The organism is Nitrosomonas sp. Is79A3 (assembly GCF_000219585.1).
GTDB lineage: Bacteria > Pseudomonadota > Gammaproteobacteria > Burkholderiales > Nitrosomonadaceae > Nitrosomonas.
Genome location: NC_015731.1, coordinates 1,159,851 through 1,181,786, shown reverse-complemented (window position 1 = coordinate 1,181,786; position 21,936 = coordinate 1,159,851). Strand labels below are relative to the sequence as shown.

General features: G+C 45.9%; 17 protein-coding genes. 8 read left to right on the top strand and 9 right to left on the bottom strand.

The annotated features are described in order from the left end of the window. Positions 1-73: 73 nt before the first annotated feature. The 3 genes from NIT79A3_RS05360 to fdxA are packed head-to-tail and all read right to left on the bottom strand — an operon-like array spanning position 74 to position 6,660. A complete protein-coding gene (locus NIT79A3_RS05360; RefSeq protein WP_013965228.1) occupies positions 74-3,550 on the bottom strand; it encodes a UvrD-helicase domain-containing protein in 3,477 nt (1,158 codons plus the stop codon). Beyond that, the gene (locus tag NIT79A3_RS05355) at positions 3,543-6,308 is read right to left on the bottom strand and encodes a PD-(D/E)XK nuclease family protein (RefSeq protein ID WP_013965227.1); all 2,766 of its coding nucleotides are present in this window, start codon (positions 6,306-6,308) and stop codon (positions 3,543-3,545) included. Before NIT79A3_RS05355 ends, NIT79A3_RS05360 begins: the two co-directional genes overlap by 8 nt. Positions 6,309-6,336: 28 nt before the next feature. Further along, positions 6,337-6,660, bottom strand: a complete 324-nt coding sequence (gene fdxA / locus NIT79A3_RS05350; protein WP_013965226.1) for a ferredoxin FdxA — start codon at positions 6,658-6,660, stop codon at positions 6,337-6,339. Positions 6,661-6,988: 328 nt separating this feature from the next. Between fdxA and NIT79A3_RS05345 the strand changes: the two genes are divergently transcribed. The 6 genes from NIT79A3_RS05345 (at position 6,989) to NIT79A3_RS19340 (ending at position 12,437) form a co-directional block, all read left to right on the top strand. Then, a complete protein-coding gene (locus NIT79A3_RS05345; protein ID WP_013965225.1) occupies positions 6,989-8,320 on the top strand; it encodes a transposase in 1,332 nt (443 codons plus the stop codon). Positions 8,321-8,565: 245 nt separating this feature from the next. Continuing rightward, positions 8,566-9,219, top strand: a complete 654-nt coding sequence (locus tag NIT79A3_RS05340; RefSeq protein WP_013965224.1) for a DUF6629 family protein — start codon at positions 8,566-8,568, stop codon at positions 9,217-9,219. Positions 9,220-9,324: 105 nt separating this feature from the next. Beyond that, positions 9,325-10,239: a peptidylprolyl isomerase gene (locus tag NIT79A3_RS05335; protein WP_013965223.1), complete on the top strand. Its 915-nt coding sequence runs from the start codon at positions 9,325-9,327 to the stop codon at positions 10,237-10,239. Between the two features lie 203 nt (positions 10,240-10,442). After that, the gene (locus NIT79A3_RS19030) at positions 10,443-11,174 is read left to right on the top strand and encodes a hypothetical protein (RefSeq protein WP_198009393.1); all 732 of its coding nucleotides are present in this window, start codon (positions 10,443-10,445) and stop codon (positions 11,172-11,174) included. Next, the gene (locus NIT79A3_RS19025) at positions 11,075-12,214 is read left to right on the top strand and encodes a hypothetical protein (RefSeq protein ID WP_348225759.1); all 1,140 of its coding nucleotides are present in this window, start codon (positions 11,075-11,077) and stop codon (positions 12,212-12,214) included. The genes NIT79A3_RS19030 and NIT79A3_RS19025 overlap by 100 nt, the downstream gene beginning before the upstream one ends. Before the next feature lie 100 nt (positions 12,215-12,314). After that, complete coding sequence (locus NIT79A3_RS19340; RefSeq protein WP_348225732.1) at positions 12,315-12,437, top strand: hypothetical protein; 123 nt, start codon at positions 12,315-12,317, stop codon at positions 12,435-12,437. 83 nt (positions 12,438-12,520) lie between these two features. On the opposite strand, the gene NIT79A3_RS05325 is transcribed toward NIT79A3_RS19340, so the two are convergent. Then, positions 12,521-13,612: a chitinase gene (locus NIT79A3_RS05325; RefSeq protein WP_013965222.1), complete on the bottom strand. Its 1,092-nt coding sequence runs from the start codon at positions 13,610-13,612 to the stop codon at positions 12,521-12,523. Between the two features lie 65 nt (positions 13,613-13,677). After that, complete coding sequence (locus NIT79A3_RS05320) at positions 13,678-14,514, bottom strand: hypothetical protein (protein WP_013965221.1); 837 nt, start codon at positions 14,512-14,514, stop codon at positions 13,678-13,680. A 457-nt stretch (positions 14,515-14,971) separates the two neighbouring features. On the opposite strand from NIT79A3_RS05320, the gene NIT79A3_RS18580 reads away from it, so the two are divergent. After that, the gene (locus tag NIT79A3_RS18580; protein WP_156797020.1) at positions 14,972-15,124 is read left to right on the top strand and encodes a hypothetical protein; all 153 of its coding nucleotides are present in this window, start codon (positions 14,972-14,974) and stop codon (positions 15,122-15,124) included. Positions 15,125-15,228: 104 nt separating this feature from the next. Then, the gene (locus NIT79A3_RS05310; protein ID WP_013965219.1) at positions 15,229-16,992 is read left to right on the top strand and encodes an ABC transporter transmembrane domain-containing protein; all 1,764 of its coding nucleotides are present in this window, start codon (positions 15,229-15,231) and stop codon (positions 16,990-16,992) included. Between the two features lie 7 nt (positions 16,993-16,999). Here NIT79A3_RS05310 and NIT79A3_RS05305 read toward each other — a convergent pair whose 3' ends face one another. The 4 genes from NIT79A3_RS05305 to NIT79A3_RS05285 all read right to left on the bottom strand — a co-directional run bounded on the left by NIT79A3_RS05305 (position 17,000) and on the right by NIT79A3_RS05285 (position 21,813). Next, positions 17,000-17,722 (bottom strand): phosphorylase, encoded by a 723-nt coding sequence (locus tag NIT79A3_RS05305; protein WP_156797019.1) that lies wholly within the window; start codon positions 17,720-17,722, stop codon positions 17,000-17,002. Further along, entirely contained in the window at positions 17,713-19,722 is a 2,010-nt protein-coding gene (gene shc / locus NIT79A3_RS05300) for a squalene--hopene cyclase (RefSeq protein WP_013965217.1), read from the bottom strand. Before shc ends, NIT79A3_RS05305 begins: the two co-directional genes overlap by 10 nt. 152 nt (positions 19,723-19,874) lie before the next feature. Beyond that, the gene (locus NIT79A3_RS05295; protein WP_348225731.1) at positions 19,875-20,618 is read right to left on the bottom strand and encodes a VacJ family lipoprotein; all 744 of its coding nucleotides are present in this window, start codon (positions 20,616-20,618) and stop codon (positions 19,875-19,877) included. A 586-nt stretch (positions 20,619-21,204) separates the two neighbouring features. Then, positions 21,205-21,813: a MotA/TolQ/ExbB proton channel family protein gene (locus tag NIT79A3_RS05285; protein WP_013965215.1), complete on the bottom strand. Its 609-nt coding sequence runs from the start codon at positions 21,811-21,813 to the stop codon at positions 21,205-21,207. Between the last annotated feature and the right edge of the window lie 123 nt (positions 21,814-21,936).

Here is a 21,936-nt window from a genome sequence, read left to right as displayed (position 1 = left end):
ATTGCCTTCCTCCAAAATTTTGTGAAATTTTCTGCTGTGAATTGAGAATAATATCCCGAGCCTTGCACAATTTTTACCACTCTCGCCAACCACCTATTAATGGAAAATAAATCCCTAATCTTATAGGGCGTGAGTCTATCTGCCGCATAATTTTTGCATAATGATTGAGCTGATGCTGGTAACGCATCTGTTCGCGATCTAGGAAATCATTTATATCTGAACCCTCATGGCTGCTTGTTTTATAATCTATAATCCATCGCACTCCACTGGAATCACAGAAAGTTCTGTCGATCACCCAAGTCATTGGCACATTATCAACGATACCAGTGATCCTTAATTCATTTTGTGCAGACTGCTGCGGTCCCAGGATCCATTGCCCGTTTTTATCGGTGATTGCATATGTCAACGCCAGAGTAATGCGTTCAACTGCGTAGCTCACCTCATTATTATTCCCGCTCATTCCACTAGCGCACAAATTTTGTTTAAACTGATCTTGCAACATTTGTATGCGTACAGTACTCCAGTCATGCATTTCATCTTCAGCAATTTTTTGTAACCATCGATGCACTACATTACCCACATGACGAGCCATTTCGCTCGCCCAAGAAAATTCTATTTCTTCTTGTATTTGTATACTGGCATGCGGTTCTTGCCAAGTTACTGATTTTGGAGCATCCGGTAAAATCCATCCTGCCCTCAATCGATAGATTTCTTGATTATCTATACCGTCCATGTGCATCTCACTATCTTTGCCATCCAGTTGACAATTCCCAGATGCGGTATTTTTTTCTATTGCATCAATATAAACTGATTGCACAATTAACCATAGCCTGTTTAGTAATGTGCCAATGACTGGCTTCTTAAGCATTGTTTTTCCATCACTATCGGAAGCCAAACCGGCATGGCCCAATAAATGTAAAAAACTTTTTGCACGCGTTGCAGCAACATAAAGCAAACGATCGGTTTCGAGTTGCTCCTTGTTTCGATCCAGTTTCTCCATCCATAAGTAGATTGAATCAGCTTCTGCCCCTGTTTCCTGAATCGGCGCAAGTAATAAATCTGGAATCGACACACCGCTTACATCTATAACTTCGTTTTGTGGTTGTTCGATCCATTTCAGCAACCGCTTATCATTATTACGCGGCGCTCGACCGAGTCCGGGTACGATCACCGTATCAAATTCAAGTCCCTTGGCTTTATGTATCGTCATGATCTGCAAGGTGTCATCAGCATCCAGATCTGGTGAGGCATACAGCGCATTTAGCCCCTTTTCAAAGTTCGCCAAATCTTGAATAGCACCAGCTTCTTCTTGCTCCTCAAGATAATCCAAATAAATCATGGCATCATCCAGATTGTTTGCCATGTAATTCCCATTTTTTTCAACTGGATTTATGCAACCCGGACCGCCAAGCGCTTGCCAAAGTGCTTCTACCGTCATGCGTAATGATTGGCGCTGCCGATGATTCATACAAGGTTCCAATATCTCCCGTATCCGGCGTATGCGCATCATTGCATCGGTCGAAATGCTATGCCAATGATTTTCATCGCACATCAACTCCCACACAGTCATTTCTTTGGCGATCACACCGTGAGCATTTTCATTCTTTTTAATACTCGCTAACGCGGCAATATCCATGAGCAAAAGACCACACCAGGGGGCTCGTAACACTGCAAACCAGGCAAGACGATCGGCCGGATTTATGAGTGCACGCGTGAGCGCTAGCAAATCCTGTACCACAGACTTGTGATACAACAATTCGATGTCAATCGCGCGAAACTGCAACCCGGCTTTTTTTAATTGCCCTACAATTTCGCGTAAATGACTACGGTTACGCACTAATATTGCTATCGTTCCAGTTGGGTTATCACGTTGCGTTCGCGTGATAATTTCCACAACTTGTTCGGCCTCTGCAACATGATTTTTTTCAAAAAATGGATATAGCTGCACCGCATTGCCAGTAAGCCGAGAATGTGTCGCAATCGAAGCGCTATAAGCCACTGCACCTGTTGCGACATCCTCGCAACCGGGCATGATTTGTGCAAAAGCAGTATTAATCCAATCAATAATACCTTGCTGTGAACGGAAATTAGCTCTGAGCGTGAGCGGCTGTAAAACCAGATGACCAATCCCTGAATTTCGTGCTTGTAAAAAAAGTCCCACTTCTGCTTCACGAAACCGGTAAATGGATTGCATTGGATCACCCACTGCAAATAGGCTACGCCCGTCCTCAGCTTCCCAGCCGGCAACAAGTTTCTCGATCAACTTAAACTGACTGATTGAAGTATCCTGGAATTCATCAATCATCAAATGCTTAATGCGATAATCCAACGCTAATGCCAGATCTGTCGGTGACTCAGAATCACCGAACGCAATCAATGCACGCTGCGCCACTTCTGAGAAATCCACATAACCGCTGGCTTGAAAAATGATACTAAGTTGTGCAACGGCATATGGCAGCAATCTTATTATTGCTCCCAATATTTCCCATTGTTTATCGGAATAACAAGACGGTGGAAGTTGGCGCATATCGTGCAGTGCTCGCCGGAACGTATCCTCCGGATTAAGTGACTCAATCAGAATTTCTAGTCGATTCTTCCACGCTTTCGCCTTGTCTTTTTCAGTCTTGGTGTTACCGGTTGGAAATCCTTCGTTGACAGAAATTCTTTTTCTCCATGCGCCCTCTTTGGTCAGCAATAATTCAGCAATACCACACCAGTGCTCAACATCCGCCGCCGATAATGCTTCTAGCCGATCACAGAAACTAATCCCCGATGATTTGCCTTCTGAAGAAAGAAGATTCGAAGCGGCATACCGCAGCAAATCCAGCAATTCATTTTGCATTGCCTTTGGAAATACCCGGGAAACATAGCGCAATGCATTGCGGCGTGAATTTTGCAGCGAAGTTTCCAGCTCCTCTCGGGTTCTGCCATGAATATGGCGCAACCAATGATCGCGTCGCGATAACATCTCGGCAAGCAATGTCTCAATGCGCGCCATGTCGTTATCCAGATGTTCAAGCAACCGCTTCACATCCTGGGCGATCACATTGTTTTGTTCAATCAGCTGCAACGTAGCACGCGCCGCTTCAAGATAGAGATTTGTAGCATCCTCGACTGTTTCGGGTTGTGCGCCGAATTTCGACAGCATTGGCATTTGCCGTGTCAATGAAGCGCATAATGAATCAATCGTTTGTATCCGCAACCGCTCCGGATTCTCGGCGATATGCCATCCAGCCTGACGATCTCGCTGTAAAACAGCAGCCGACAGCTCACGGTTCAATTTTTCATAAGCCGTTTCCGCATCGGTAAGTTTCTTTTCAACTTCGAGTGCTGCCAAAACACGTACACGCATTTCTGCTGCGGCTTTCCTGGTAAACGTAATCGCCACAATTTCTTCCGGCGCATCAACACAGGTCAACAATCGGAGATATCGCTGAATCAGAAGCGCAGTCTTTCCCGATCCTGCCGGTGCCTGCACGATAAATGATTGCGCAGGATCCAATGCGCGATAGCGCTCATCTGCATCAGGAATGGGCGTACCGTCATCCATTTTCATCATCCTGCTCAGTGAGCCTCTCGCCAATCCGCTCATGAATCCGGCAAAACAGTTGCATATCGCAATGCTCACAGGTTGCCGGGAAATTCTTGGGATTTACTCTGGTATCACCATTGCAAAAACCCTCCGCAAGGCCCGTCAAATGCTGCCGCCATGTCGCAATCACATGATCCCAGGAGTCGAATTGCTTACATGCATTTAATTGCGAAAATGCTTTAACTCCCGGCAACAAATCCGGATCTCGTACGATCGCTGCAAACCCCATTTCTCCTCGCTTAACAGCAGCGAACGCAACGCCTGCAGCCTGCTGCTGTACCTCAGTCATTACCAGATACAATGGAAGTTGCGGCTCATCCGGACGCTCTCCGAGCATAGTCTGAACGGATTGTTTCCGGGTTTTGTAATCAATAACGATGTGCTGCCCATCCTCCAATTCATCGACTCGATCCAGACGTGCATTCAATACCAGTTCGCCTATCCGGATCGCGCGTGTTTCTTCGGTTGCAATCACGGCAAAATGCCCGCGCTTCTTTTCCTCATCCAGCCATTCACGCACCAAACGTAATAGACGCCATTGTTCAATCTGCGCAAACCGGCCTGAAAGTGCATTCGGTCTATATTGCCGCATTTGCAAAATTGCGTTATCGGCGGCACTTGCCAGTATTTCTTCGAGGTTATGATCACTAATGGTATCGAGCGTATTCTTGGTTTTCAGCTGACTCCAAATCTGCGCCAATACCTGATGTACCAATGAGCCCCGTTCCATCGCATTTAAACCGGTATGTGGCACACCCACGCTTTCTATTAACAGTCGGTACTTAGCCCAGGCGCGAAATGGGCATGCGGCATAATCCTTAATCACGGCCGTACCACCCCTGATACCTTGATTGGCAATTTCCTTTTCCAGAGGTAGCACCTGACTGTCTTCAATCTGCTCCAGCTCACAGGATTGGGTAATAAGATCGCGATGCAGCGAAACGACGGGACACTCTTCCCTAATCTCCGCTATCGATTTAATGAGCAGGCTGGGCTTTAATTCATGTCTGTCACGATCGTCACTATATTGGGGGTAACTTAAAATCACTTCATTCGCGCAGGATAGCCAGCCATCCGTCAATCTTCGGCAGTAACCCAGTGTTTCCAGTGCTGACCCCAGGGGCAATTTTTCCCGGCGCTGCAATTCAAGCGGCAGAAATGGATTGGGACTGGCGTGCAAAGGCCATTGCTCATCCGACAAACCCATGACCCAGAGATGATCAAACACCATCCCAGCCGCCTCCAGCAACCCGAGAATCTGAATAGGCACTTCGGATGTTTCTGGTTGAAACAATGTATCGTTTGCCATTCGCCTCAGGCGGTTGATCGCTTGACGATAACTTACTTTTGCGCTGACATGATCCAGTGTTGCAAAATCCGCGACTAATGCTTGCCATTTTTTAAATGTTTGGTATTCAGTGGAATCCAGACCGCGCTCTCCGGGAAACCCGGAAATCTGCAGTACTTCAGAAATAATTTTGGCAAAAACGGCATGACTCTCCGATCCGGGGAGCTTTGTTTGACGGAATGTGACTAATGCTGACAAGCGTTGTAGCAGAACCGGACAATTTGCTTGACCACCAGCTTGCTGCACGAGTGTTACTAATCGATCCATAGTGATTAAAGGCTCGGCATACCGCCGTATACGCGCGTCCAGCAACGCACGCTGCGACATCTCCGTTTCTCCGCCATCGAGAAATGGAGACCGTAACCAATGACTTACACGGACAAACTCCATTTCCTGACTCAGCAATTCCAGAATTGCAAAAGCTGCATCAATCAGCGGATATTCCGTTAGCGCCAAACCCAACGAAACATTGAATGGCGCAACTGGCCGCGCAGAGCCCGGTAATGCAAATCTAATATCCGGATGCATCACCGTATTAAAAATACGGATCAGCGTGCTGCGGCAACTGGCCAAAGCGGGTACCACGATGCCGACACGAACCGCATGATCCGCTGTTTCTATTTTGGATCGCGCCCATGCTGCTGCCTGAAAAATCTCTTCACGACTGCTCGCATATTCAATGCGCCGGGCACCACCCAAAATTAATGAATGCTTAGCTGCCGGAGCGGCTATTACGACCTCGCACCCAGTGGCGGTCAATTTCTTTAAGAAAGTGATTTGTTGCGGTGTAAAAACATCAAAACCATAGCAAACCAGAGAAGATGGTTTTTTTATATCCAGGTATTCGTATTGTTCTGTGATCAGATCACAAATACGTGCTTGGTCTGTTTGCCGGTTACGCGCTGTTTTGTCTTGATAGGATTTTGTCCAATCCAGAAACGCTTTACCATCTTCATTCGGATAAAAATCTTTAAGTTTCGGGATAAGCTGCCATGCATGCGCCAATTGCCATGCTTCCTGAACACATTGCGCAGTCTGTGAAATCCTCAGTAATGTTTTTCCTGCTGCAGAGGATTGAATAATCGATTCCCACAGCACCTGTTCCTGTGCTGCGGACAGCAACAACGGCAAAGTAGATGTTTGCTTGACATACAGCGCATCAAGGTAAATTCGCTCAATTAAGGCTATAAATGGCAGTACATCAGCCGAGTACCAAACCGCCAATTTTAGGCCGATTTGATCTTGATTGAATTGTTCTTTAAGCGCCAATGCAAGCCTGCGGTTCGGTGTTACAACCGTAGTACCGGCATTTATGCGCTTAAAAACCTCACTAAAGGGGATTTGCGGGAATAGTGAAGAGTCAAACATGCGGCATCTGAATTACCGCAATTTCTTATTAGCGCTGCAAATATTTGAGTTTATCCGCAACGCCTGCCCACTCGTCCGCATCGGGAGGGGCATCTTTTTTCTCAATGATTGGCCGCCATTTTTTAGACAACTCAGCATTCAGTTTGATGAAATTAAGCTGCTGATCAGGCACATCATCCTCTGCATAAATTGCTTCTACCGGACATTCTGCAACACATAATGTGCAATCAATACACTCATCGGGATCAATGACCAAACAATTGGGCCCTTCGCGGAAACAATCCACCGGGCATACATCCACACAATCTGTATATTTACATTTAATACAATTTTCGGTTACTACATAAGCCATGACAACTTTTCCTTGCTTGACACTTTTATAGAATTTCGCATTTTAGCAGAATTCTAACAAACAACGCCATCATCAAAACCACCAAAACTGTATCTACTAAAGTTTCACGCTTTTTTTATGAACCGATGATTCAATTGTCTGGGATTTTGGATTATCGGGATTTTTTCTTGAGTGGCAAGATAGCGCTGATATCGACCCTGTTCATCGTAGGGTAAAAATCGAAATATATCCTTTAAATACAGCAAGATATGATTGCAGCGACGCACGGGTTTTGTTATAATTTCATCTGCTAAGCAACTGAAACCAATAATAAAAAAGGCATCGCCGCATGTTCATTCTACGCAATATCCTCTTCCCCCTCCAGCAGGAATTTAACCACCGCGGCAAAGGCGATGAACGAGGTGTCTGGTTTGTTTATACGCTCCTGGCTGTTATCACTCATTTCACTTCTTCACGCAGCGCCAGCCTATTGCGATGCTTGCGGATATTGTTCGGGCTGTCGCTTAGTCAGCGCCGATTTTACATCTTCATGGCCTCATCAAAATTGCCTTGGTCACGCCTTTGGATGACGCTGTGGTCTCTGATACCCAACCCGACGACAAAAGGACGGCTATTACTGGCCTTGGATGACACCATCAATCCCAAGACTGGCAAAAAGATTTTCGGCTGCGCGTCTTTCTTTGACCATGCTGCCAAGACCAACCAATCGCAATACCCCTGGTCACAAAATATTGTGTCCATCGGTTTATTAAAAATTGTCAAAGGCCGCTGGGCTTGCTTAACGCTGGCTTTTCGTTTCTATCACATGGAAAAAACGATTGCGGCCAAGAAGGTTAGGGTTGATGGCAAGATACCACCGTTTCAAACCAAATTTGAGCAGGCCATTGAAATGCTGCTGGAAATTTCTGCCGCTTTTCTTGGTATCCCATTGCTGATCGTTACCGATAGCTGGTTTGGAAACGACGGCTTGCTTAAACCGATGCGCAAAACCGTTGGACAGCACTATCATATGCTTTCCAGATTGCGCGTCAACACCACTTCGTTTGCGCTACCACCCGAACACCAAAAACATCAGCTCGGCCGATCCAAAAAGTATGGCCATAAGATGGGCAATGCCACAACACTGGCCAATAAATCCCTTGAACGCGCTACCACTTATTCGGTTAACCTCCACGGCAAACAACGCGATGTTCTGGCCTTTGACAACATCATGATGTTGAAAACACTCAAATGTGCCGTGCGCGTTGTTTGGATCTACCGAAGATCACAATGGGTCGCACTCTTTACCACCGATCTCGATCTCACCGTCGAGCAGATCATCGAATACTACGGCGCACGCTGGAAAATAGAAGCCAGTTTCAAAGAGATCAAGCAGGAAATCGGTAGCTCAAAAAGCCAAACCCGAAACTACCATGCCGTTACCAATCATCTCAACTTCTGCATGATGGCCGCCACCGTAACCTGGATATACGCCGATCACCTTGATAAAACACCGCAGCGTTGTTACGCTGTTAACAATCGAAGTCACTTTGCCTTTTCCGATGTCAGAAAACTGATTACTCAGGCTGCGCTCAATAAGGATTTTGTTAGCTTTTGCCCTAAACCAGATAAACCTATTCAAAATTCTTTTATCGATGCATTATTGCATATGGTTGCTTAAGAGAAAATGTAAAGTTTAGTTCAAAACGGTGAAACTTCAGCTGTATCTATTGACACAACAATAAAAGGTAGTAGTCGCGCATTTCAAGGCATCATCGAATATTTCGGTTAGACATTAAACAGATTTAGGTTGCCGGATAGATAGCAATTAATTACTGGACTTTGTCCGGCTAGTTCGATTAAGGTGTTAAAAAAGCGCTATGCTTAAAATATAAAAAATTAGTTGACTAGGAACAGATAATCAAGATGTGTTTTTCAGCAGAAGCAAGCTTTATAGTGGGTGGCACACTTTTGATTGTCAGTGTCGCAACAATCCGGAAAAGCATTCACAAAAGAGATCTTCCAATAGCGCTTATTCCACTTATCTTTGCTATCCAACAGATCATAGAAGGATTATTGTGGATTTTTCTAATCGATAACGATGCAGTGCAAATTCAATTCTGGTTAAGTAATATTTACGGTGTTTTTATCGGCATTATCTGGCCACTATTTGCACCCTACGCAGTCTATTGCTCAGAAACAAACAGTAAACGCAGGAAAACTATTGCATTAATTGGCATAGCAGGTATTGGGCTTGCGATATATACCGCGATCGGTCTCCTTAAACAGCCTATCATCGCAGAGATTATCAATCACAGTATCAATTACAAACATGATGTCGCTGGTTATCAATTTGTCATTGTTTTGTATCTATTAGCCACCTGCGCACCATTTATTTTTTCCAGTTATCGGCACTTGTATATTGCGGGCATCACGATAACAATAGGATTCTTCGTTGCTTATTTTACTTTTCTGGAAACCTTTGCTTCAGTTTGGTGCTTCTTTGCAGCCATCACGAGTGCACTGATTTATTTTTTCTTTGTGCATCGCGTTAAAAACCCATTAATTCCGATACCGTAGCATCTCTTTGCTACAAAGCTGAAGCTTATCAATAATAAAACAATTGCTTCACGCTGATTTCTGTCAGTACAATCCAATTTTATTCCTCATACACTTTCAATCATTATGCGCCCTATTCAAACATCTTATAAAACCGCACTATTTGCCTGCTTGTTTTTTTTATCACCCATTACACAAGCTAATCCAGTCGCTTGTTTTAATACCAATATGGGTCAATTTTGTATCGAACTGTTTGAAACACAAACACCGCTTACCACAGCCAACTTTCTCAACTACGTCGATAGCGATGCCTATACGAACGGGATCTTCCACCGCAGCGCTCCTGGCTTTGTCATTCAAGGCGGCGGTTTCAAGATCGTCGATGGTGCCGATGAAAAAACACTCGTGCCGGTTAATACATTTCCTCCGATTACCAATGAATTCAAGATTTCCAATACACGCGGAACCGTTGCCATGGCGAAACTTTCCGGCAATCCAAACAGTGCAACCAGCCAATGGTTTGTCAATCTCGCAGATAATTCCTCGAATCTGGACAATCAGAACGGTGGCTTTACGGTATTCGGGCGGGTTATTTTTGATGGAATGAACGTCATTGATGCCATTGAAAAACTGCCTATAGCAAACTTGGGTGGTAACCTGACTGCCACACCAACGATAGGTGCTATTAGTTCAACAGTTTCCACCGATAACTTTGTTCAAATTAGTCAAGTTGCAGTAACCGATACAACAGGTGTTTTCAGCGAGGGTATTCTCAGCTTCGCTGTCGATATTGGAACAGGTGAAGCATTGACGGTTAATTTACGATTGATTGAAGATAGTCCAGCCTACGTATTTGAACTTGAACTGGCCAGCGTTACATCATTACCAGCAATCCCGGCCAGTATCGCAACTTTCTCGAGCGGAAACGGCCAATTACACATTCCATCTATAATGATCAACGCTTCCACAGTTGTTAGTAATGTGCTAATGCAATTGACCAATGCAAAGTCATATCAATTTACTTTATCAAGCTATGAATAAGAAAATTAATTAGCAAGCCAATGAAAATCGCATTTGAAACGGCCAGTGCATAGCAAAAATGGGAGAGAAAGTGCAGTTTGCGCGGGATAAATGCGAATTTTTAACCCTATTCTATCGCCGCAACGGCAACACAAACAGTTTCTTAACAGTAACCCGGGATTCGAAACAAAGGGCGGCGTATTTAATTCAATAGGCAGTATTTCATGAAGAAACCGATCAGCCGGATTCTAATTATCAACGATGAGAAGTTGGTACTAAAAGAATTCATCAAAGGATTAAATGCCGCTGCCAAATCTATGGAGAATCCGTTTGGCATCATCTTTTCTGGTGTTACCACTGCACACGAGGCACTCCAATCACTTGAACAAGACGGTGATATTCAAGGGTTAGTCGTTGATGACCGGCTCTACACCCTAAAAAATCATGGGAAGCATGCGCGCGATTTGCAAATTACTGCGCTGGAGTTGGTGCAGAAAGTTAACCTTTTTCGGCCGGAATTGAATATTTACATCCTGATCGCGCAAGAACAGGAAGATGAAGTTGTCGATGTACTTTTTTCCGAAACCGTTGATGGTTACTTTTATCGGGAAGAACGTGATTACCGCGGCATGTACCGAATCCTCAACGCGCAGCTTCAGGAAAAAGCGCGCACGCCTTTTTATGATCAGCTTAAAAACTATGTACTGATGGCTAAGGACGCATGGCATACTCCAGGACATTCTTCCGGCGATTCACTGCGTGACAGCCCATGGGTAAGCGATTTCTATGAATTCATCGGGGAGCACATATTCCGTGCTGATCTATCAGTATCTGTGCCGATGCTCGATTCTTTGATCTGGATTCCTCAGTCAACAAAAAATTTAATATTTACGGACCGGTACCCAAGCAAACGCTATTCAAAGCAATCGAAGAACATAGTGATGCGCAAGCACTGATACTGACCAATCGCACTTATGATGGTTTGCGCTATGATTTACCACCGATTATTCAAGCGGCGCATGCCAAAGGCATGAAAGTAATCATAGATGAAGCGTGGTATGGCTTTGCCCGCTTTCATCCTGCTTTCCGGCCCACTGCACTGGAAGCCGGGGCAGATTATGCCACCCAAAGCACCCACAAAGTATTGTCCGCTTTCTCACAATCCAGCATGATTCATGTCAACGACCCTGATTTCAACGAACATCTGTTTCGCGAGATCTTCAACATGCATACATCGACCAGTCCACAGTACAGCATGATTGCAAGTCTTGACGTGGCAAGAAAGCAAATCGTTCTGGAGGGATATAAACTTCTTTCACGCACATTAGAGCTGGCAAAAGAATTACGCGCGCAAATTAATTCCACTGGAGCATTCCAGGTGCTGGAACTTTCCGAACTACTGCCAGATGAAATAAAACAGGATAATGTTCAACTCGACCCCACCAAAGTAACGGTAGATATCTCCCGTTGCGGATTCACCATTGAAGAATTAATTCACGAACTGTTCGAGCGCTTTAATATCCAGGTAGAAAAATCCACTTTCAACACGCTCACTTTACTCCTTACCATCGGCACCACCCGCAGCAAAGTATCACGCTTATATGATGCGATGATGCGAATCGCCCGTGAAAATCGCGCACCGCAAAGACTCTATCAAACAGCTGAAATTCCTCGCTTCACTGAACTAAAGTACCTACCGCGCGATGCATTCTACTGCGACGGCGAACTCATGCCGCTTCTGGATGAACAGGATAAGGTCAACTCAAATCTGAATGGACGAGTAAGCGCCGATCAGATCACCCCATACCCGCCGGGGGTCCCGGTGCTAGTTCCTGGGCAAATGATTACACAAGGAATCACACAATACTTGATCAGTATGTTACGTTCGCAAAAACGGATAGAAGTGCACGGAATCGTTTATGATGGTTATCTGCCCTGCCTGAGATTATTAACTACTGCTGAAGAAAGAAGTTTAATGAAACTAGACAATCTCTAGCCAAGCTGAATTAATCTGATAGTTTAGAAAATATAGCTATCAATCAAAAGACTCCTGTACACCCCATTCAATCCAGAAACTTGCCTTGACAGTATAGCCCATGAAATCTTCTACACGTTACACTTTGGCACAAGCTTTTTCTCAGCTCGATAGAATTGAGGGGGCCGAATTCGGTCAATTGACACAACAGCATTCGCTATATCAATCTGGCAAGCAAGGTTGAAAAGTAGAAAGCTTCTTTTCCCATCATAGCAGCAATGAAAAAAGAAGCTTCATACTTATCAATCGATACTGATTTTTTGGTACTTAGTTGATAAAAATCCCGAGGTAGGTTGCGTTGTTTGCATCACTTCGCTCTGCAATACTGCCTTTATAGTCGATAATCGCGCCAAGCCAATATGTTTGCCCGCTAACGAGATTAGCGGGTATCACCAAATAGGTATTTGAGGTGGTATCAGGAAATCCACGGTATAACGTTACGCTTCCTTCGCCAAGAAATGTATCACTCGTGGTAATCAAGTCATTGGTCGATACGTAATAACCGACCGGAACAGTCAACGGGCTGGTTCGTCCCATATTCTCGTAAGTCATTTCGAGCTTAACCGTCTGTCCCTTGTTGACTCGATAAACGGGCTCGGCGGTTCCAGCAACTTTAGTTAGTTCGACATTAGAGGTATTGAATAAACGGGTCCGTCCATGAGTACTGTACTCTCCACTGTTACCGGTATATCTCCAGTGTACGACACCAAGATCTTCGGGTCCGCCAGCCCATAGCCCATACACCGCCACCAGCCCTGAATTGGCATCCTCACCGCTATATGCCATAGCGGTAGACCCGTTCGCGTGGATATGCGTCCAGTCTTGCCCCATGATGTTATAAGTATTTGCAGTATGCGCCAGCCCGCCCGCATGACCGAATTCGTGCATTGCAGTCGTTTGAAACGGGCGAGATGCCCCTCCATAAGGCCAAAGGCTCGTTTTACTGGTTGTGTAGTGATAAGCCACGCTGTTATTGAAAATAACATCAGCTTCCTTAATATTGCAGCTGCTGTTGAACCACGTATAGGTGACTGCTGGGTAAGTCCCGATATTGGATCCATTATTCGCTTCCCACCAGGTTTCATTTTCATTGTTATTGGCCGCCACACCCGGTTCATCCCACACAACACCATAACTCAAATTACTGGGATTTCCGTTCCAGTGCGTGATGACAGACGATAAGGCATCGCGCCACGACCCCACCGGGAACCCGACCGATGAGGCTCTAACAGTATAATTATTGCCAGCCCATTTGGCAGTATTTCCATTACACTTAATGGTTGTGTATGCGAAGGTTTGCTGCGCCATGGCAGAAAACACCATTACTACCAAAAGTTTATTTAATTTGCGTAAGTCCATTTTCAATCTCCTATTTATCTAGTTCGAACATGAATCGGCTATCTTATTCTGATGGCTTGCACCGCTCATTTTGTTTGGAGTGGCTCACTGCCGCTCGATGGCACCGATTCATCACTGTTAGTAGTTTGTGGCGCATTGACTTGTAGCACAGCAGGTCCTGCAACCGGTTGCGCGGCCCCGACTGTAAATCGCTCATTAATATTGACACTCTTGGCCGCCACAAGGCTGCTAAGTACTTGTGGCGTGAATTGCTGACGAACGCTTTCTGCGAGATATTTTCTGAATTGTGCTGCCATTGCTCTTTGTGCACCGGGCTGTGGTTTCCAGCTTGACTTATCTTTGGTTTCGAAGCTAAATTCGTTGGCGCCGATACGGTGCGTCACAACAGATTTATCCGGATTTAACTTGCCATGATCGATTCGGCCGTTGCTTAGCAGCCACACTTCTTGCCAGGAATCGGAAAAAATTTCGTTGTTGTCTACACGAAAACGGCCGTGGTTACCACCCACGACCGGGGAAAGCTCCTGTCCATTGCCGCTCACGAAAACGATATCATAGTCACCAATATTGAATAGCGGAACGCCCGAAATAATGAGCGTATTTCCTTGGTCATCTGGACCGCCGCGAAAACGCAACGTAATAAATCGGCCTTCGCTCGAGCGGCCTTTGTAGTTTGTCTCGATTTCGTAAGTGACAAATGTATGCGGCATCGCAACCTGATCACTCGATTCAACATCGGATGAACGATATTCCACGTCGACCACCTTGCCCTCTAAAATCAAATCTGCTTTTAGCACAAGATCCGGTGTACCAACGTCATCTGGATGCGATGCCCGGATGTCCATCATCGCCGACACCAGGACAATACTTAAAACTGTCGTTAGAATAAACTTTATTTTCATGATAAATCTCCCTAGAACTTAGTATTAATGCACCATTCGATAAAATGGCTCTGTTACAATTTAGATAAATCAGAATTGTTTCCACAAGATAGTTTGTTCTAGTCGCGCTGTCAGTGAGAAATATCACATTGCAAATTAGGTTAAAAATCAATCGCATCCAACTCTATTGATTCTATTGAGAGAAACAGCATGGTTATAAAATGCAGAGGGAGACAAATTCTTGTTCACGGTCTGGTGTTGGCTCTGTTCGGAGTGATCTGGGGAGTCGCCGCGCCACATCCGCGCCCTCATTCAATTCGTACTAACAGGCCGTCGAAAAACCTATTCGAGGCAGCCGTTGCAAGGCAAAAACAGGCGAAAAAGCGCAGTTTGTGCTTACTAAATGAGCATTTTGCGACCGCAGCGGCAATGCAGATAGTTTTTCAATGTCCTATTAAACGGTATGTTGTTCGTGCTGATGACAGTTCTTTTCCTCGTGCTGCCGCATAATATCAGCGCGCGCTCGGCATTGGTCATGCTGATAGCAATCTACTTAACATGGCTCACAGCACCCTCTGTGGCGGCTAATGTCTGGTGGGGCACGACTGAAGCGCCTTGTTGCAGGAATTGATTGTGAACCCAATACACATCAGTGCAGGCGTTGGATTGATCGTCGCATGGATACTCCACATAGGCGGGTTCGTAATAAAACCGGCTACTAAGAACTAGTGATTCATGGCAAAACTTCCACACACCGCGCAAACCCGCTGGCAATCCATCAAAAAAGCGGCACAGTTTATCGCTCCTTACCAGCGCCAGGTCGTCTACAGCTTGCTGGCTCTGTTATTTACCGCGACGATTACCTTATCGATCGGACAAGGCATCCGTTTGCTCATTGATCAAGGATTTGCGACACAGTCAAAAGATCTGCTGAGTCAGTATGTGGTGATCTTTTTACTGCTGGTGATAGCCCTGGCTGCAGGTACATTTACCCGTTACTACTGGGTTACCTGGCTTGGCGAGCGAGTGATTGCGGATATTCGCAGCAAAGTATTCAATCATCTGATTCATCTGCATCCGGGATTTTTTGAGGAAAACCGCAGTCTCGAAATTCAATCCCGCCTGACAGCTGATATGACGTTACTGCAAACCGTGATCGGATCGTCCGTATCGTTCGCGTTGCGTAATTTGATTATGTTGATTGGCGGTATTATCTGGTTATTCATTACCAATGCGAAACTCACTGCACTGGTGACGATCTGTGTACCGCTGGTGGTCATTCCGATTTTGATCTACGGCCGCCGCGTGCGGCATTTGTCGCGCCAAAGCCAGGATAAAGTTGCTGCGGTCGGCGCGTATGTCGGTGAAGTGCTTGGGCAGATCAAAACGGTTCAAGCCTATAATCATCAATCCATTGACCAGCGCAAATTTCACGAGCAAGTAGAAGAAGCCTTTGCCGTAGCTAAACAGCGCACTCTGCAACGCGCATTACTCATTACCCTGGTTATTTTACTGGTAATGGGTGCCATCGGACTGATGCTATGGGTGGGAGGGATTGATGTGATCGAAGGCCGCATCAGTGCCGGAGAATTGGCTGCTTTTGTTTTTTATAGCGTCATTGTCGGTTCGGCCGTTGCTTCTATTTCGGAAGTGATTGGTGAGTTACAGCATGCCGCCGGGGCGGCCGAGCGGACGATAGAATTATTACAAGCGCCGAATCTGATTCAATCGCCTGAAAAACCCAGTCCATTACCGAAAGTATCTGGAAATATCGCCATTGATCAATTGTGCTTTGTCTACCCTTCCCGTCCCGATGTGCTCGCTATCGATCATTTGACGCTTACTATCCGGGCGGGGGAGACTCTGGCACTGGTGGGTCCTTCGGGTGCAGGAAAATCCACGTTGTTTGATTTGTTGTTGCGCTTCTTTGACCATCAGTCCGGTTGTATCAAGCTGGAGGGTATTGATATCCGGCACCTGGATATTTTTGCGTTACGCCAGTGCTTTGCCTTAGTCGCGCAAAACCCGGCTTTATTTTATGGCACCATCAGCGACAATCTGCGCTATGCCCGCCCCGATGCCAGTGATGCAGAAGTGGAAGCTGCGGCCGAGGCAGCCTATGCGCACGATTTTATCAGCAAATTGCCGCAAGGCTATCAAACACAGTTGGGGGATTCCGGATTGGGGCTGTCGGGCGGGCAAAAGCAACGGTTGGCCATTGCACGCGCCATACTGGCTGACGCGCCGATACTTTTATTAGATGAAGCCACCAGCGCGCTGGATGCGCAAAGTGAGTTTTGGGTACAACAGGCACTGCAACGACTGATGCGCAACCGCACCACGGTGGTCATTGCCCATCGTCTGGCAACTGTACAATCCGCCGATCGTATCGCCGTGCTCGACCATGGACGTTTGGATGCATTGGGGACACACACTGAATTGCTGCAATCAAGCGTGTTGTATGCACGGCTGGCCGCGCTGCAATTGCAACCGCAATAGCGCACCCTTACGCCGATTGATCGGTTAATTGACTATTGAGTCCGGCACCGGCTGATTGAATAACGCATGATAATGTTTTGCGTGCGGCGCGCATCCCCGCTCCCATTTGCAAGAGTGTAGTTAAATGGACTGAGCGTTTTAGTATCAATGCCATCAGACGCATGGAATTTATGCCGCCATCCGGATACACAGCTCCGAGAAGTGCTTCCGGGGGTGAGAATTGAAGCGGATCGATGATGGCGCGCACAGCGATAAACGGAATGCCTGCCGCCGCCGCTACTGCTGCAATTGCAGCGCTTTCCATATCCACCGCACAGGCGCCTGTTACTTGCGCCAGATCCTGTTTGGCTTTGGTACCTGTCAATGGCGTATCACTGTTCGCTAAGATACCATTCCATACGGTAATATCTGCCGGCAGCAAATTCTGCAACCGGTCTCGCCAGGTAATGTTTACCGGCAGCTGGATACCCGCATGTATCGCATCCGGCAATACCAAATCACCTGGCTTCAAATCGGGATTCAATGCACCGGCAACACCGAAGCTCACCAATGCAGTGACCCCATGCTGATGCAATCCTTCAGCCGCTGTCCGAGCAGCCTGAGCACCCATACCGCTGAGCCACAAAACCGCCAGGTCATCAACCGGCATTATTGCGTTGAACGGGATTCGCGCCGGTGATACGCAGTTGGCCTCAGTGCGTAAGGCTGTTACCAGTCCGGTTATAGGCACGCAGCTACTGTTCTGGTCAACGCACGGTAACGTGCCAGCGCCCATAATGGGAAGAATTTTGAGTATCCGTGATAGCGTAGATAGAAAACGCGCGGAAAGCCGGGCGCGGTGAACCAGGGTTCTTCCCACAAATGATCACTCGATTGATTGCGCAATAAGTAATTAATGCCTCTGCGTACCGATTCGCTGTTTACCTCACCGGCCGCCATCAAACCCAGCACAGCCCAAGCGGTTTGAAACGCGGTACTGGTCTCGGGAAACTTACCAGCAAGCTGGGTATCCAGATAAGAGTCGTTGGTTTCACCCCAACCGCCATCCGCTCTTTGCATGGATTCTAACCACTGCACGGCACGGCGCACCGACTTATGTTGCATATCAAACTGAACCAAACGGAATGCTTCCAGAACAGACCATGTACCATAAATATAATTAGTACCCCAGCGCCCGAACCAAGCACCGTTGGACTCCTGTTCCCGCAACAAATAGCTGATACCGCGCAGCACAGCATGCTGGTGATGCGATCTACCATATTTTCCAAGGAAACCAACACAGCGCGCGGTCACATCACTGGTCGGCGGATCAATCAACGCACCATGATCAGCAAATGGAATCTCATTCAGATAATGATAAGTATTGTCGATGTTAAAGGCTGCAAATCCGCCATTACGCGACTGCATGCCACACAGCCAGTTGGCTGCGCGTTCCAGAGGCTTTTGATAACGCTCTGCATCGCCCTGGTCCATTGCCCAGGCAACCGCAGCGGTATCATCAAGGTCAGGATAATGCGGATTCGCATATTGAAAAGCCCAACCGCCACCCGGCAAATCCGGACAGTTATCGCGCCAGTCGCCCGGCTCATCCAGAATCTGTTGTTCCACCAGCCAATCCAGCGCCTGCAGCACCGGTTTCTGATCCGTCATTGGATCTTCCTGTAACGCCAGACTTGTCAACACAGTATCCCAGACCGGTGAGGTACAAGGCTGGCACCAAACGCGCTCGCCTTCATCGACCAGCAATCCTCGCAATGCATTGCGGCACTGCACGCGATTGGGATGATCATACGCATAGCCCAGTAATGCCAATGATTCATGTGCGTTGACCATGGCTGGAAAAATAGCACCGATGCCACATTCTCCGTTCAAACGTTCAAGGGTCCAGCTTTCTGCACGGCGTATGGCGTATTGACGTACTGATCGGGGAAGTCTGGGTTCTATTCGCGACAATACGCGCTCAGTCAACATAAAAAAGCGTTTCAGCAGCGTTTCCGCCTTTGGGAAATAATTCTTTTCTTCTTCTGGTGCAATGATAAACAATTCACGAATGTTCACTTGCCGCGGATTAACAGCGGACGCCTTCATCGTACACAGAATGGACAAGGGCACCATCACGGTACGTGACCAGTAAGAAACTTTGCTAAGATGAAAAGGAAACCAGCGCGGCAGCAAAACAAGTTCTGCAGGCACAACGGGTACGCCACGCCAAGGAATCTGGTCATACATTGCCAGCAACAAACGGGTAAAGACATTCGCTTTGGCTGCGCCGCCGCGCTCCAGAATGGCTTCCCGTGCGCGCACCATATGCGCCGCATCGGGAGAGTCACCCACCAGTTTCAGGGCATAATACGCTTTAATGGTGCAACTGATATCAAAGGCACCGCCATAATACAGCGGCCAGCCACCATGACTAAGATCCTGTTTATCACGAATAAAACGCGCTATTTTTGTCTCTAATAAAACATCCACTTCATCCATGAAGTGCATCATCAAAATATATTCTGCCGGAATTGTGCAATCCGCTTCCAACGGAAAACACCAGTGTCCATCCGATTTCTGCAAGGACAACATAGCCTCGCGAGCTTGGGTAAATTTATTCTCCAGCTCAGCGGTATTGATTGCTTCCTGACTCAGGTTTGATGCTGTATTCGATAAAGGTGTTTCGTCATTAAGAACAAAATCATCGTATTGCTGTGATACATCCGATATTCTTTGAAACCCGTCCATATTCCTAAGTGCCCTGTCTGTTACAAATTTCCCAATAGATTTAATGCATAATACCAATCTTGTCTGACTGAAATGGATTTTTCACATAAGACCTCTTCCTGTAAATATCTGACAATTTAGTTTAAGTCATCTGACTATTAAACTATGTTTGATCATAATTTCTTTTCTGTTTTTGTTTTTGTTTTTGTTTTTTCAGAGTCTTTCTCAAACGGATTATCCTGAAAAGGATCGTAATAAAGGTCTAATGGCAGCTTCCCATCATGAATTAAAAATTCACGTTGCTGTAACGATGCTTCACGGACAAACAAATAAGGATCCAATGCGGCTTCATCACGAATTCTCATTGGACCGGATAAACGTGCACGCTTATCGATAGCACCCAGAATAGTTAAAGGAGCAGCAAATGATGTACCCACCGCAAGTCCTGCGTAAAATAGCACATTAGTAAAAAGCCCTATTGGAATATTGGTTACGTCACGTTCACTACTGGGACCTAAAAACGGGATAAATAGATAAGATCCAGGATTCACTCCCCATACGCCTAATGTTTGACCGAAATCTTCATCATGCTTTTGTAATCCCATATGGGTTGCCATATCAAAAAGGCCAAACAAACCGACCGTTGAGTTCACAACAAAACGCAGCGTATCTTCAGTTCCTTGCTTTACTTTGCCTTGTAAGAAAGAATTTAAAACAACATTAGGATAAGACAAGTTATCGTAGAAATTTCCAATCGACCGTTGTGCCGCATCAGGTACATAAGTAATGTAGGAATTGACGACGGGTTCAAACACCATCCGGTCTACTTTGTCAGTAAAATCATATGAAACGCGATTAATTTTTTCGTGCGGATCGACTGGGTCCAATTCCTGACCACCATTCTTTGGTGTCGACACACAGCCTTGTAAAACTATAATGCAGAGAAACAACACAATAACAATCCGGTAGTTATGATTTATTATCGAATTTATATTTCTCAAGATTCCAGTATTCCCATTCATTTACGTGTAAAACGATCAATCTACAAACTGCTCTCAAAAAAGCGAGCGCCGAATAACCAATCCGTTATTCAGCAACCATTCAATTTCATTAGCAAATGCGCATATAATCCAAGTCGATAAGCATCTTATATTATTATATTAAGAAAATTATTGAGCGGCAGTAAGGGAAGGCTTTAATGTTTATACCGCACTCTATATACCAGCCTGTTCTTAAGTGCATTTCCGGTCAAAATCGATTCAGCCGAAGTATACACTACTCCATCAATATCATGCTTCGTTATCCCGGTGAAATCACCCGGATACCTTCAAACTTGAAGAAATTAAAGCTATTTTTCCGGTAACCAAAATTGGAACTGCCGAGAATAAATTTTTGAATTCCCATGAGTGCTTTCCGAAGCATTCCAGAAACAGGATTGATCAATCTTTGACAGACCATGCGCTCAAAAGCAGTTAATGCAATAGCCAATCTCCTGCAGACATCTCAACTTTCTCGCTCTCCATGCACTATTTCCACTAATTTCAAAGCCTGCAACTCCATTTCAATAACAAAATCATCAACCTTTGCACGGAAATGGCGATAAAAAATCATGCTGGGAATCGCCACGAGTATGCCAAACGCTGCATTATACAGAGCGACAGAAATACCATAAGCAAGCTGCGCCGGATTGCTACCAGTAGGAGAATTCGACCCGAAAATCTCAATCATACCGACCAAGGTACCAAACAACCCCATCAAAGGACTCAGCGCAGCAATAGTCCCCAAAGTAGTCAGGTAGCGACTCAGATCATGCGCAATCACACGACCCGATTCTTCAATCGATTCTTTCATGATCTCACGCGAACTTTTCACATTTTTAAGCCCGGCAGCAAGAATTCTTCCTAATGGAGAATGTTTCTGCAGACGCGCAAGCATCTCCGGATTGACGCCACCTCTTTTATATTCGTTTAATACCTTAGGCAATAATTCTTTAGGCGAAATAACACTCAAACGCAATGTCCACATCCGTTCCCCGATGATGCCCATGGCAACTATGGAGGCGATGATAATTGGCCAGATTGGCCAGCCAGCCGCTTGAATTAAAGATAACACGTGATAGTCTCCTCACTCACTGTAGATCCAGGTATTATTCCGTAGCGTACTATATTACCTGAATCGATTATTTTATAACTAAGTAACCAATTTGGCATGAAATGTATCTTGATCGTGTATTTT